The organism is Stappia sp. ABD4_338 (genome assembly GCF_056312175.1).
Window position 1 is genome coordinate 3,989,301 of the sequence record NZ_CM149982.1, and the last position, 13,672, is coordinate 4,002,972.

Here is a 13,672-nt window from a genome sequence, read left to right on the forward strand (position 1 = left end):
CGGGAGGGCATGGCAAGCACGCGCGGGCTAGTGCCCGGATGCCGTGACCCTCAGGTGCCGGTTTTCCCCGCTTTACCCGCTCAGGCGAGGCCGGCGAGGGCGCGAAGAATGCTCGCCACGGACCGGCGGGCATGTTCCAGTCCATGACCCGTATCGATGAGGAAGTGCGCCAGCCTGCGCTTTTCCTCATCCGCCATCTGGCGATCACGGATCTTCTCGAAGGTCGCCTCGTCCATGCCCGGCCGCGCCAGGACGCGCTCGCGCTGGACCCGAGAAGACGCGGTGACGACGACGCAGGCATCGACACGCCCCTGCGCGCCGGTTTCGAACAACAGCGGAATATCGAGAACGGCGATGCGCGCGTCACTGTCACGGGCCCGATCGATGAAGGCCTGTTCGCGCGCCCTGACCAGCGGGTGCACGATCGCCTCGAGACGCTTCATGGCCTCACCATCGCCAAGCACGGCCGCGCCAAGCTTCTTGCGGTCCACGGCACCTTCGGCGGTGGTTCCGGGAAAGGCCTCCTCGATCAGGGGAACCGCCTCGGCGCGATAAAGGGCATGAACGGAGGCGTCCGCGTCATAGACGGCACAACCCGCCGCGGCGAACATCTTCGCCGTGGTCGACTTTCCCATGCCGATGGAACCGGTGAGACCGACAAGGATCACGAGCCCGCTCCAAGATCCGCGAGCAGGGCGGCACGAAGCTCGTCCGTCACCCTGGGACGCACGCCGAACCAGCGCTCGAAACCGGGCACGGCCTGGTGCAGCAGCATGCCCAGCCCGTCGACCGCACGAAGCCCCCTGGCCCTGGCATCCGCCAGAAGCGGCGTTTCCAGCGGCACATAGACGATGTCGTTGACGATGGCGGTTTCCGGCAGGCGGGACAGGGAAAGATCGAGCGCAGGCTGTCCAGCCATACCAAGCGAGGTGGTGTTCACCAGAAGATCCGTTTCCCCCAGGATCTCCCCAAGATCGTCCCAGTCGCGGGCAACCGAGTCGGCTCCGAAACGGGCGCAGAGATCTTCGGCCTTGGATTTCGTGCGATTGACGACACTTACCTTCTTCACACCCCGGGACAGGAGCGCCCAGATGACCGCCCGCGCCGCGCCGCCCGCGCCCAGCACAACGGCGTGACGCACCTCGCCGTCCCAGCCCGGCACCTCCTGATCGAGATTTCCGAGGAACCCGAGACCGTCCGTGTTGGAGCCGAGAACGCGCCCGTCCGCATCGAGCGAGATGGTGTTCACCGCGCCCATGACCCGCGCCGCATCGTCGAGCTCGTCGCAGGCCGCCGCCGCCGCTTCCTTGTTGGGCACGGTCACGTTGCAGCCGGAAAGCCCGTGGGCCGCGATATCGCGGTAAAAGGCGGGTGCATCCTCCGGCTTCACCTCGACGCGGTCATAGGTGCCATCGATGCCATGAAGCGCCAGCCAGTGCCGGTGAATGACCGGCGAACGGGAATGGGCAACGGGACAGCCGGTGATGGCGACGCGCCTGGTCATGCCTCGATCTCTCCCGTCTCGCGCAGCTTGGCCAGAAGCGGGAGAAGCGGCAGGCCGAGCACCGTGAAATAGTCCCCCTCGATCCGCTCGAAGAGCTGAATGCCCGGTCCCTCGAGCTGATAGGCGCCGACGCTGGAAAGGATCTCCTCGCCGGCCTTCGCCAGGTAGTGACCGACAAACTCCGGACCGAAGTCGCGCATGGTCAGGCGCACGGTGCCCACATGGGTCCACAGCGTCTCGCCACCACGTGCCAGCGTCACGGCGGAATGCAGCTCGTGTCGCTTGCCGGACATGACGAGAAGCTGGCGGCGCGCCGCTTCCATGTCGGCGGGCTTGGTCAGCCGTTCACCCTCGAACTCGAGCACCTGATCGGCCCCGATCACCAGATCTCCCGGACGGCGCGCGCTGACATCGGATGCCTTTGCCTCCGCAAGCACCCTGGCGATGTCTTCCGGCGACACGCCCGCCTTGAGCAGCGGTTCCTCGACCGCACGCTCGTCGATGGAAGACGGATCCCTGGTGAAGGCGAGACCTGCATTTCCAAGAAGCTCGGCGCGGATGCGGCTTCCGCTGGCAAGGACGAGTTCGGACATGAAACGGTTCCCGGCACATGTGGACAAGGCGTGGGCGAAATGTGGGCGGAGACGGAACGCGCCCGCCTCAGGCGGGAGTATCAGTCCGCAATGCTCTTGACCAGAGCCGCCTTGTGCGCCCGGTAGAACGAGAGGATTTCCGCCGCCGTTTCCTCGATGGAACGGCGGGTGACGTCGATCACCGGCCAGCCGTTCTCGGCGCAGAGCTTCCGCGTGGTCGCAATCTCGCGGGCGATCATGCGCCTGTCGACATAGGTCTCGTTGCCGAAACCGCCCGCGTTCAGCGACAGGATGCGGTTCTGACGCACCTGCTGGATGCGCTCCACCGAGGCGATCACCGCCACGACCATGGCCTTGCGGACCCGGAAGAGCTGCGGGGGAAGCGGCAGGTCGGGAACGATGGGGATGTTGGCGGCCTTGATGCCGCGATTGGCAAGATAGATGCAGGTCGGCGTCTTCGACGTACGGCTCACGCCCAGGAGCACGACCTCGGCCTCGTCGAGATCGTTCGGGATCTGGCCGTCATCATGAAGCATGGTGAAATTGAGCGCCTCGATGCGATCGAAATACTCCGCGTCGAGCTGGTGCTGGCCGCCGGCACGGCCGGTGACCCGCACATTGAGATAGGACTGAAAGACGGAGAACACCGGCGAGAGAATGTTCACGCAGGGCACCCCCTGCTGACGGGCCGCCTGCTCCAGACGTTCTACTAGCTCCGTGTCCACCAGCGTATAGAGCACGATCCCCGGCGCATGTTCGATCTCGGCGATCACGTCGTCGAGCTGACGGGAACTGCGCACCAGCGGATAGACATGCTCGATGGATTGCACGTCGTCGTATTGCGCCGACGCCGCCCGGGCCACCGTCATCAGCGTCTCGCCGGTGGAGTCCGAAACCAGATGCAGGTGGAAGAAGTTACGGGTCTTTCCCAAGCTGTTATCCCCTCGTCACACGGAAGATGTTCAAAAGACTCATAAATCCGGGCCGGCGGGCAACCCGCCCCAAAACAATGCCCGAAGCGGAAAATCTATCAACACCGCACAACGTGCCGCGAGACGGATCCGAAAGCATCCGGATGAAGGTGGATAACCGGGTTGTTCCTGGCTCGTCCCCAGAAAGCGCAAAGCCGCCTTAAAAGTTAACAAAGGGTTAACATTTTCACAACGCACTGTCCTGGAACGCGAATTTAGAACCGTCCAAGGCTGTGCGGCAATACGTCTGAGGGAAAGCCCTCGACAATGCGCAAACGAATGAGTCATGTGGACCAACTTCGACAACCGGTAATCCCGGCTACTCAGTGGCAATCAAAAACAACAGAATCCTTTTCAAGGATTCTCTTTTTAATTTTTGGGAGGGCTGTTCGTGACCGACACGAGTGAGCGTCGCGTGATGCGGGTACTCGCTGGAGAGCGTCTCTGGCCTCCTCCCGTCTGGATGATGCGTCAGGCGGGCCGGTACCTTCCTGAGTACCGCCAGACACGTTTAAGTAAGGTTAATTTTCTGGAATTCTGCTACGACACCGATCTGGCGGTCGAGGTCACGCTGCAGCCGATCCGGCGTTTCGGCTTTGACGCGGCAATCCTGTTCTCCGACATTTTCGTCGTTCCCGACGCGCTTGGGTATCCCGTGCGCTTCGAGGAAGGACGTGGTCCGGTTCTCGAGCCCCTCAAGGCATCTCTTGTCGATGCCCTCGACGATGACATGGCGGAACGTCACCTCGACCCGGTGATCGAAACCGTGCGCAGACTGCGCGCGGAACTGCCGCACGAGACGACCCTTCTGGGCTTCTGCGGCGCTCCGTGGACGGTCGCATGCTACTCCGTGGCGGGACACACGACGCAGGATCAGACCGCCGCGCGGGTGGGCGCCTATCGCGATCCGGCCCTGATGCAATCCTTCATCGACAGGCTTGTGACGGCCTCGATCCGCTATCTGGTGCGTCAGCTTCGCGCCGGTGCCGATGCCGTGCAGATTTTCGACACCTGGGCAGGTGTTCTCGACGATGCCGGCTTCGAGCGCTGGTCGATCGCGCCGACGAAAGCGATCGTGGACGGCGTGCGCGCCGAAATACCCGATGCCTGCATCATCGGCTTTCCGAAAGCCTCCGCGGCACGGATCAAGGACTATGTCGCCCGCACCGGCGTCACGGCCATCGGCCTCGACTGGACGGTGCCCGCGTCACTTGCCCGCGAGATCCAGGACATCGTGCCGGTTCAGGGCAATCTCGATCCCATGCGGCTCGTTGCGGGCGGCGATGCGCTCAAGGAGGGCGTGGCGAATGTGCTGGCGACGCTCGGTGACGGACCGCTCGTGTTCAATCTCGGGCATGGCGTCACGCCGGACGCGGATCCGGAAAACGTTGCGCGGATGATCGAGATGGTTCGCGCGACACCGGATCCGAAAGGCTGAGGCAATGCTTTACTTGTGGCTGAAGGCCTTTCACATCATGTCCGTCATCGCCTGGATGGCAGCCATGTTCTATCTGCCGCGCCTTTTCGTCTATCACGCGCAAGTGCCCGTCGGCAGCGAGCAGAGCGAGCTCTTCAAGGTCATGGAACGTCGCCTGCTCAAGGCGATCATGACGCCGGCCATGATCGCGAGCTGGGTGTTCGGCCTGTGGCTGGCCATCGAGATCGGGGCATTCTCCGACGGATGGTTCCATGCCAAGCTCATGCTCGTTCTCGTCATGAGCGGTGTGCACGGGTACCTGGCGAAATGCACCAGGTCCTTCGCGACGGACGCGAACACGAAGGGGCATCGGCACTACCGGATCGTCAATGAGATCCCCACGGTGCTGATGATCGGCATCGTGCTTCTGGTCGTTCTCAAGCCCTTCTGAGGCGAGGTCGTGGTCTCGCATCTCAGGTGACGCAGGGTTTTCGAGAGCTTGTACGTGGAAAACCGTGTACGACCTTTGACGGATGCGTCAATTGGCGCTTGCTCTTGCCGTCTTAAAAATGTAAATTCGCTCAACCTCGCAACTGCGGGCATGGTGTCAGGCTTCAAATTGGGAAGCCAGTTGATGCCAGACCGGACCAAAGGCCCGGTTCCCGCCCCGCAGACAATCCCTTCTTCCTTCCGTATTCCGTAGCCTGGTGATCCACCCGGGCCGGTCAACGCAAACATCCCTCTAACAGAAGACCTTCCATTGCCCATGCGGGAAATGAAACTCTCAGATCTCAAGATCAAGACCCCGACCGAGCTTCTTGCCTTTGCCGAAGAGCACCAGGTCGAAAACGCGAGCACGATGCGCAAGCAGGAGCTGATGTTCGCGATCCTCAAGCAGCTCGCTGCCCAGGACATCGACATCATCGGCGAAGGCGTCGTGGAGGTTCTCCAGGACGGCTTCGGGTTCCTGCGGTCTCCGGACGCGAATTACCTGCCGGGTCCGGATGACATCTACATCTCGCCCTCCCAGATCCGCCGCTTTTCGCTGCGCACGGGTGACACGGTCGAAGGCGAGATCCGCAGTCCCAAGGAAGGGGAGCGTTATTTCGCGCTCCTGAAGGTCAACAAGATCAATTTCGAGGATCCGGAGAACGCCCGTCACAAGGTGCATTTCGACAACCTCACGCCGCTCTATCCCGATGAGCGGCTGAAGATGGAAGTCGAAACGCCGACAGGCGGCAAGGATTACTCGGCCCGGGTCATCGATCTCGTGGCGCCGCTCGGCAAGGGTCAGCGCGGTCTCATCACCGCGCCGCCGAGGACCGGTAAGACGGTGTTTCTCCAGAACATCGCGAAGTCGATCACCGAAAACCACCCCGAGTGCTATCTCATCGTCCTGCTGATTGACGAGCGCCCGGAAGAAGTCACGGACATGCAGCGCACGGTGAACGGCGAGGTCGTTTCCTCGACGTTCGACGAACCGGCGGTGCGGCACGTGCAGGTCGCCGAAATGGTGATCGAGAAGGCAAAGCGTCTGGTCGAGCACGGCCGTGACGTGGTCATCCTGCTGGATTCCATCACGCGCCTGGGTCGTGCCTACAACACCGTGGTTCCGTCCTCGGGCAAGGTGCTGACCGGTGGTGTCGATGCCAACGCCCTGCAGCGCCCGAAGCGCTTCTTCGGCGCGGCCCGAAACATCGAGGAGGGCGGCTCGCTGACGATCATCGCGACCGCGCTCATCGATACCGGCAGCCGCATGGACGAGGTGATCTTCGAGGAATTCAAGGGCACCGGCAATTCCGAGATCATTCTCGACCGCAAGATCTCCGACAAGCGCGTGTTCCCGGCCATCGATATCCAGAGGTCCGGCACCCGCAAGGAAGAGCTGCTTGTCGATCCGGTCAAGCTCAAGAAGACCTTCGTGCTGCGGCGTATCCTCAACCCCATGGGGACGGTGGACGCAATCGAGTTCCTGCTCGACAAGCTGCGCCAGACCAAGTCGAACGACGATTTCTTCGACAGCATGAACACCTGACCAGGACTCTCGCGAAGGCCAATGGCCTGCGCGGGACAATCGGGATTCACGTGAAACACCCGCACCGGAGACCGGTGCGGGTGTTTTTGTCTCGGGTGACTAACGCAGCGGTATGCCGCACCGACGTGTTTCACGTGAATCCGGTTCGATTCGGGTTCGGTCCGTAAAATCGTGGGGATCCGCGTCCGATACGCGCCTCTAGACAGGGAGAAAGACAGATGCCGCAGATCACGCTTGAAACCGACCGGCTTTTGGTCCGACCGTGGCGCGACGACGATCGCGAGCCCTTTGCCATCATGTGCGCCGACCCGGAGGTCATGCGCTATTTCCCGGCACCGCTGTCACGTAAAGAGAGTAACGATCTGATCGACCGGGCAATCGTGCGTGCGGAAGACGACGGCGTCTGCTTCCAGCCGGTGGAACGGTTGGAGGATGGGTGCTTTCTGGGGTTTGTCGGATTGAGCCGGCCTGCCTGGCAGGTTCCCGGTGCGCCTGGCTGCGTGGAGACCGGCTGGCGGCTTGCGCAAGCCGCATGGGGGCGGGGATATGCGAGCGAGGCGGCGCGGACGTGGTGTCGATTCGGTTTCGAAACACTCGGGCTTCAGGAAATCGTCTCTTTCACCACCGTTGCCAATGATCGATCACGGCGAGTGATGGAGCGACTGGGCATGACGCGCAATCCCGCCGACGACTTCGATCATCCGCTGATCGATGCGGACCACCCCCTGTCGCGGCACGTTCTGTATCGCCTTGCCAGGTCTTGAGGGGATCAGGCGGCTTCGCGAAGAGCCGCGAGCGCCGTGGCAATGTCGGTGGTATTGGTGAGCGGTGCACTGCATATGCCTTCACGACAAAGATAGAGGGTGGACTGTCCTCCGATCATGCCCTTGCCGGCACGCGGATCGGTGGCCGGCAGGTTCGCCCCCGCGGCAAGTGTCCATGTGACGATCGCGGGGTCGCCCTGCGCATAAAGCGCCTGGTCGAAGGCAGGGTCGCGGGCGCCGCTGCGCGTGATCACAAGAGCCAGGACTGCATTGTCACGCGTATCGATGGCGGACAGCAGGGATGCGGTGCCGAAGACGTTGGCGGCAATCTCGCCGGCAAAGGCGGTGAAGACCCGTTCCGCTCGGTCCCTGAAATCGGGATCGCCGGTCAGAAGCCATAGGCGAATTAGCGCCTCGGCCGCGACTCCGTTGGGGTTCGGCACGGCTTCGTCGAGGGGCGTGTAGGGTCTCACGATCACGTCGCGTGCATGTCGTGAACTCAGGTGGTAGCCGCCGTCCGGATGGGCGAAATCCTGCTCCAGCCGGTCGGCATGATCACGTGCCACGCCGAGCCAGCGTTCGGCTTCGTCGTCCGAGGGAGCGGTTTCCCCGAGCGCGAGCGCGGCGCGCATCAGCGAGGCGTGGTCGCTGGCAAACGCGGGGCGTGTTGCCCGGCCATCCCGCCAGGCGTGGGCAAGACCGTCTTCACCGTCCATGCGCTGTTCGATTGCCGCCCACGTGCGACGGGCGATGTCACGCCAGGATTCACGTGAAACAAGAAGCGCGGCTTCCGCGAGCGCCGTGACAAGGTATCCGTTCCAGTCGGCAAGCATCTTGTCGTCGCGGCCGGGCGCGATGCGCTGGGATCGTGCCTCGAGGAGGTCGTCGCGCCATTCGCGCAGGGTTTCCTCCTCCACCGCGTCCTCGATGTGGTCCACCGCCGAAAGCCTGTTGGGAATGTTGCGCCCCTCGAAGTTGCCGCCCGTGGTGATGTCATAGACCTGATTGAAGTGAATGGCTGCGTCGGGGCCGATGACCGAGACGATCTCGTCGGGTGTCCAGACGTAATAGCGTCCTTCCTCGCCCTCGCTGTCGGCATCCAGGCTTGCGGCGAACCCGCCGCCTTCCAGCTCCATCTCGCGCTGAAGAAAGGCGATCGTCTCTTCGAGTCGTTCGCGAAACAATTCCGCCTCGCGCGCCGGGGCGAGAGGGATCGCAAGGCGCAGCGCACGCAGATACTGCGCGTTGTCGTAGAGCATCTTCTCGAAGTGGGGGACGAGCCAGCGCTCGTCCACCGAATAGCGCGAAAGGCCACCGCCGATGTGATCGTAGATCCCGCCCTGGCTCATGGTTTCAAGGGTGAGCAGAAGGTGGTCCAGGGTCTGGGCGGAGACGGAACCCCGTCGGGAGGCGCGCCACAGGAGGTCCGTGACCGGAGCCTGGGGGAACTTGGGCGCGCCGCGAAGGCCACCGTGCACCGGGTCGAGAAGGCCTGCCAGACGGGTCGAGGCCGCGCCGACGATCTCCCCGGACACGCGGGTGTCGTGTGGAGCGGAGCGGGGAAGACGCGCCAGATGGGCCATGAGACCCTGGCGGTTTTCCTCGATTCGGCTCCGGTCCGACCTGTAGGCCCCGGCAACGGCCCTGAGCACGTCGACGAAGCCCGGCCGGCCCCAGCGGGGTTCCTTGGGAAAATAGGTGCCGCCCCAGAACGGTTCCGCGTCGCTCGTGAGGAACATCGTCAGCGGCCAGCCGCCCTGTTCGCCGAGCGCGTGAAGGGCGCTCATGTAGATCTGGTCGATGTCGGGACGTTCCTCCCGATCGACCTTGATGTTCACGAACAGCTCGTTCATGACGGCGGCGACGCCCTCGTCCTCGAAGCTTTCATGCGCCATGACGTGGCACCAGTGACAGGCGGCATATCCGACGGAGAGAAGGATCGGCTTGTCGCTGGCGCGCGCTTCCTCCAGCGCCTCGGTGCCCCAGGCCCGCCAGGCGACCGGGTTGTCCTTGTGCTGGAGCAGATACGGACTGGTGGCGTTGGCGAGACGGTTGTCGGTCATGGGGCATCCGGCTATGAGGGCGCGAGGAATGTCTTTCAGGAAAACATAGGTTCGCGCGTTCGCGAAGCCAGGGCTTTCGCGAAACGGGGGGGCGATGCTTCAGGATCAGGGGACCGGGACATGAGCGATACGATCTATGCCCTGTCGAGCGGGCCGGTGCCGGCGGGTGTCGCGGTCATCCGGATTTCCGGGCCCGCGACTGGATTCGTTCTCGAAACGATTGCGGGTCGCTGTCCGGCGCCGCGCAAGGCGGCCCTGTGCAGGCTTCGTGCTCCCGGCGGGGGAGACCTGCTCGATGTGGCCCTGGTGCTCTGGTTTCCCGCGCCGGCGAGCTTTACCGGCGAAGATGTTGCCGAACTGCATTGCCATGGTGGACGCGCCGTCGTTGCCGCCGTGCTGGAAACGCTGTCGACATTCGATGGCGTACGGCCGGCGGAGGCGGGGGAGTTCACAAGGCGGGCGTTCGACAACGATCGTCTCGACCTTCTCGAAGTGGAAGGGCTCGCGGACCTGATCGCGGCAGAGACGGAAGCGCAGCGAAGGCTTGCCATGTCGCAGGCGGGCGGTGCGCTGGGGGATCTCTACGATGACTGGCGGGCGCGTCTGACGAGGGCGCGTGCGATGATCGAGGCGGCATTCGACTTCGCCGATGAAGACGATGTGCCGGACGATGTGTCCGAGGGCATGTGGGCCGAGGTGGAGAGGCTTGCGGGTGAGATCGAGCGGCATCTCGATCGTTCCCGTGGGGCGGAGCGGCTGCGGGAAGGTCTGCAGGTGGTTCTGCTTGGCAAGCCCAACGCAGGCAAGTCCAGCCTTCTGAATGCGCTCGCCCGACGGGATGTGGCCATCGTCGCCGAGGAAGCCGGCACCACGCGAGACGTGATCGAGGTGCATCTGGATCTCGAAGGCGTGCCGCTCACCCTTGTCGACACGGCGGGTCTTCGCGAAACCGAAGGCGTGGTCGAGCGGGAGGGCATCCGCCGTGCCCTTGAACGGGCGGCGCGCGCCGATCTCGCGTTGTGGCTGACGGCGGCGGACGATGACCAGGATGCCGCATCGGCTCCCCCGGAAGCGGAGGCTGCCCGCGAGATCTGGCGCGTCCTGTCGAAGGTCGATCTCGGATCCGAGGGGACGGAGAACAATGAGCGTCCGTCCCGGCACCGTGTTTCGGTGACCACCGGCGAGGGCCTGAATGCCCTTGTCGCGGATCTTGCCCGGTTCGCCCGCGATGCGGCATCGGGTGTTGGAGATCTTGTCGCGAGCCGGGAACGCCACCGGGTTCATCTGGCGGCGGCGCTGGCCGCCATCGATGACGCACGACACGAGGCGCGTCCGCTGGAGCTCAGGGCGGAAGATCTGAGGCGTGCCTCGGATTCGCTCGGACGGATCGCGGGACGTACGGACGTCGAGGATTTGCTCGACGTTATTTTCGGCGAGTTTTGTATCGGAAAGTAAACGAGCGTTTCACGTGAAACAGCAGGAATCCGGGATCGATTCCTTCCCGTTATGAAGACTCCTCCGAAATGATGGTCGATATTGCCGGATTTCGGGGCTTTGGCACGGCTTCCGGCGTGCGACTCGGATCCGTTACGGTCAGGATAGGCTTCGTCTTCGCGCGTCAATTGGTGTATGGAAACCGGAACGGATGGCGGATAGCGCCCGGTTTTGGCGGGCCGCCCGGATGAACCAGACAGGATGAAAATGGTCGGGACGGAAGCGGAGCCGTCCGCGCCGCGCGGGTCGCGGTCGCAGGATGTCGGTTTTGACGTTGTGGTGATCGGTGGCGGGCACGCCGGCTGCGAGGCGGCAGCGGCGGCGGCGCGCACGGGCGCACGTACCGCTCTGGTCACGCATCGTTTCGACACCATCGGTCTCATGTCCTGCAATCCGGCCATCGGCGGGCTTGGCAAGGGGCACCTCGTTCGCGAGGTGGATGCGCTTGACGGACTGATGGGTCGGGTCGCGGATGCAGCCGGCATTCAGTTCAGGCTTCTCAACCGGCGCAAGGGGCCGGCGGTGCGCGGTCCGCGCGCGCAGGCCGACCGCAAGCTCTATCGCGCCGCCATGCAACAGGCGATCCGGGAGACCGAGGGGCTTGAGGTCATCGAAGGGGAGGCCGCCGAGCTTCTCGCGGACAAGGGCGCTGTGAGCGGCGTGATGCTCGCCGACGGGCAACGGCTGTCGGCGAGAGCCGTTGTCCTGACCACGGGGACCTTCCTGCGCGGTGTCATCCATATCGGTGACCGACGCATTCCGGCCGGCCGGGCCGACGAGGCGCCGGCGGTGCGGCTTGCGGAATCCCTGCTTGCCCATGGTTTCGACCTGGGACGCCTCAAGACCGGAACGCCGGCGCGGCTCGATGGCCGCACCATCGACTGGGCCGCGCTTCAGCAGCAGCCGGGCGATTCGGATCCGGAACCATTTTCGACGCTGACCTCAGCCATCACGGCACCGCAGATCGCCTGCGCGATCACCCGCACCACCGATCGCACCCACGAGATCATTCGGGAGAACCTGCATCGGTCGGCCATGTATGCGGGCCATATCAGCGGTCAGGGGCCGCGCTACTGTCCTTCGATCGAGGACAAGGTGGTGCGCTTCGGCGACCGCGACGGGCACCAGATCTTCCTTGAGCCGGAAGGTCTCGACGACGACACGGTCTATCCGAACGGGATTTCCACCTCGCTGCCCGAGGATGTTCAGCTTGCGTTCCTGAGGACCATCCCGGGCCTGGAAAAGGTCGAGGTGAAGCGTATCGGCTATGCCATCGAATATGATCACATCGACCCCCGGGAGCTGAACCGAACGCTCGAGACACGCCGGGTCGAGGGTCTCTATCTCGCCGGACAGATCAATGGCACCACCGGTTACGAGGAAGCCGCCGGGCAGGGACTGGTCGCGGGGCTCAACGCGGCACGAAAGGCGGGCGGGTCCTCCCCGGTGGTCTTCGGCCGTGACGAGGCGTATCTCGGTGTCATGATCGATGATCTGGTGACATGCGGGGTTTCTGAGCCCTATCGCATGTTTACCTCGCGCGCCGAGTACCGGCTGTCCCTGAGGGCGGACAATGCGGACCAGAGACTGACACGGCGCGGGCTGGAAGCCGGCTGCGTCGGCAGTGTGCGGGCGCAGCACTTTGCGGACAAGGCAGAGGCGCTGACGCACATTGAGGGCGTTTTGAAGGGTCTCACCGCCACGCCGGAGGAAGGGCGCCGGGCAGGGCTTCAGATCAATCAGGACGGTGTTCGCCGGTCCGCCTATGACCTGCTGTCCTACCCCGATATCGATCTGGCGGCGCTTGCCCGCCTGTGGCCCCTGGAGATCGGGGCGCTCGGTCCCGCGCATGCGGGCCAGGTTGCAATCGACGCCCTTTATGCGGTCTATCTCAAGCGGCAGAGCGCGGATATTTCGGCCTTGCGCAAGGATGAAGCCCTCGCGATCCCGCGCGATCTGGACTATGCGGCGATCCGGGGACTGTCCAACGAGGCGCGCCAGAAGCTCGAGCGCGTTCGCCCGGAGACGCTCGGGCAGGCCGGCCGCATCGACGGCGTGACGCCGGCGGCCCTGACCCTGCTGCTCTCGCATGTGCGTAAGAGCGGGGACGCCGCACATGCACGCGACAAGGAGAGCGCCGCATGAGCCGTCCCGCCGTCCTGCCCGTCACAGACGGACCCGAAGTGCTTCACGCTATGTGGTCCGTTTCACGTGAAACACTCGATCGCTTGACGATCTATGTAAATTTGCTTTTGCGCTGGCAGTCGGCCCAGAACCTGGTCGCGCCGTCCACTCTCGGCGAGGTCTGGCGACGTCATGTGGCCGACAGCTTCCAGGTTTCGGACTGCGCGCCGGATGCGCGGGTGTGGGCCGATTTCGGCAGCGGCGCGGGCTTTCCCGGCCTCGTGACGGCAATCCGGCTCATGGAGCGGGGCGGGGGACATGTGCACCTGGTCGAGAGCAACCAGCGCAAGGCGGCCTTTCTGCGCACCGTGATCCGCGAGACCGGATGTCCCGCCACCGTTCATGCCGAGCGCATCGAGACGGTGACGGCCCGGCTTCTGGATACGCCTGGAGACGACGGGCCCGTGACGGCGGTCTCGGCACGGGCCCTTGCCGATCTGAAGCAACTTTGCGCCTATGCGGCGCCGTTTTCCGCCACCGGAGCCTTGTGCATTTTCCACAAGGGAAGAAATTTCCGCGACGAGGTCGCGCAAGCGTCTCACCAATGGGATTTCGATCTGGTAGAAAAGGAAAGTCTCATCGATCCCGACAGCCGGATCCTCGTTCTCGGGCGGATCCGGCCCCGTCGCGTGGCAGGGAAAGGCTAG

12 protein-coding genes are annotated in these 13,672 nt (G+C 64.0%); 7 read left to right on the forward strand and 5 right to left on the reverse strand.

The window, feature by feature from the left end; all coding sequences use genetic code 11:
* Positions 1–80 precede the first annotated feature (80 nt).
* The 4 genes from coaE to ACYX4S_RS17850 form a co-directional block, all read right to left on the reverse strand.
* Positions 81–668: a dephospho-CoA kinase gene (gene coaE / locus ACYX4S_RS17835; RefSeq protein WP_476361168.1), complete on the reverse strand. Its 588-nt coding sequence runs from the start codon at positions 666–668 to the stop codon at positions 81–83.
* Positions 665–1,504: a shikimate dehydrogenase gene (locus ACYX4S_RS17840; RefSeq protein ID WP_476361169.1), complete on the reverse strand. Its 840-nt coding sequence runs from the start codon at positions 1,502–1,504 to the stop codon at positions 665–667. Before ACYX4S_RS17840 ends, coaE begins: the two co-directional genes overlap by 4 nt.
* Positions 1,501–2,097: a Maf-like protein gene (locus tag ACYX4S_RS17845; RefSeq protein WP_476361170.1), complete on the reverse strand. Its 597-nt coding sequence runs from the start codon at positions 2,095–2,097 to the stop codon at positions 1,501–1,503. The genes ACYX4S_RS17840 and ACYX4S_RS17845 overlap by 4 nt, the downstream gene beginning before the upstream one ends.
* Positions 2,098–2,177: 80 nt before the next feature.
* Positions 2,178–3,029, reverse strand: a complete 852-nt coding sequence (locus ACYX4S_RS17850; RefSeq protein WP_476361171.1) for a pyruvate, water dikinase regulatory protein — start codon at positions 3,027–3,029, stop codon at positions 2,178–2,180.
* Between the two features lie 430 nt (positions 3,030–3,459).
* On the opposite strand from ACYX4S_RS17850, the gene hemE reads away from it, so the two are divergent.
* The 4 genes from hemE (at position 3,460) to ACYX4S_RS17870 (ending at position 7,284) form a co-directional block, all read left to right on the forward strand.
* Positions 3,460–4,506, forward strand: a complete 1,047-nt coding sequence (gene hemE, locus ACYX4S_RS17855) for a uroporphyrinogen decarboxylase (protein ID WP_476361172.1) — start codon at positions 3,460–3,462, stop codon at positions 4,504–4,506.
* A 4-nt stretch (positions 4,507–4,510) separates the two neighbouring features.
* Positions 4,511–4,936 (forward strand): protoporphyrinogen oxidase HemJ, encoded by a 426-nt coding sequence (hemJ, locus tag ACYX4S_RS17860; RefSeq protein ID WP_476361173.1) that lies wholly within the window; start codon positions 4,511–4,513, stop codon positions 4,934–4,936.
* A 315-nt stretch (positions 4,937–5,251) separates the two neighbouring features.
* A complete protein-coding gene (gene rho / locus ACYX4S_RS17865) occupies positions 5,252–6,520 on the forward strand; it encodes a transcription termination factor Rho (RefSeq protein ID WP_293717407.1) in 1,269 nt (422 codons plus the stop codon).
* A gap of 218 nt (positions 6,521–6,738) precedes the next feature.
* Positions 6,739–7,284 carry a GNAT family N-acetyltransferase gene (locus tag ACYX4S_RS17870; RefSeq protein WP_476361174.1) on the forward strand — a complete coding sequence of 182 codons (546 nt, stop codon included), beginning with the start codon at positions 6,739–6,741 and terminating at the stop codon, positions 7,282–7,284.
* Between the two features lie 5 nt (positions 7,285–7,289).
* Here ACYX4S_RS17870 and ACYX4S_RS17875 read toward each other — a convergent pair whose 3' ends face one another.
* Positions 7,290–9,347 (reverse strand): thioredoxin domain-containing protein, encoded by a 2,058-nt coding sequence (locus ACYX4S_RS17875; protein ID WP_476361175.1) that lies wholly within the window; start codon positions 9,345–9,347, stop codon positions 7,290–7,292.
* A 120-nt stretch (positions 9,348–9,467) separates the two neighbouring features.
* Here ACYX4S_RS17875 and mnmE point away from each other — a divergent pair, with 120 nt between their 5' ends.
* The 3 genes from mnmE (at position 9,468) to ACYX4S_RS17890 (ending at position 13,672) form a co-directional block, all read left to right on the forward strand.
* Complete coding sequence (gene mnmE, locus ACYX4S_RS17880) at positions 9,468–10,802, forward strand: tRNA uridine-5-carboxymethylaminomethyl(34) synthesis GTPase MnmE (protein ID WP_476361176.1); 1,335 nt, start codon at positions 9,468–9,470, stop codon at positions 10,800–10,802.
* A gap of 246 nt (positions 10,803–11,048) precedes the next feature.
* A complete protein-coding gene (gene mnmG / locus ACYX4S_RS17885; protein WP_476361177.1) occupies positions 11,049–12,986 on the forward strand; it encodes a tRNA uridine-5-carboxymethylaminomethyl(34) synthesis enzyme MnmG in 1,938 nt (645 codons plus the stop codon).
* Positions 12,983–13,672, forward strand: coding sequence for a 16S rRNA (guanine(527)-N(7))-methyltransferase RsmG (locus ACYX4S_RS17890; RefSeq protein WP_476361178.1), 690 nt, complete (start codon positions 12,983–12,985; stop codon positions 13,670–13,672). Before mnmG ends, ACYX4S_RS17890 begins: the two co-directional genes overlap by 4 nt.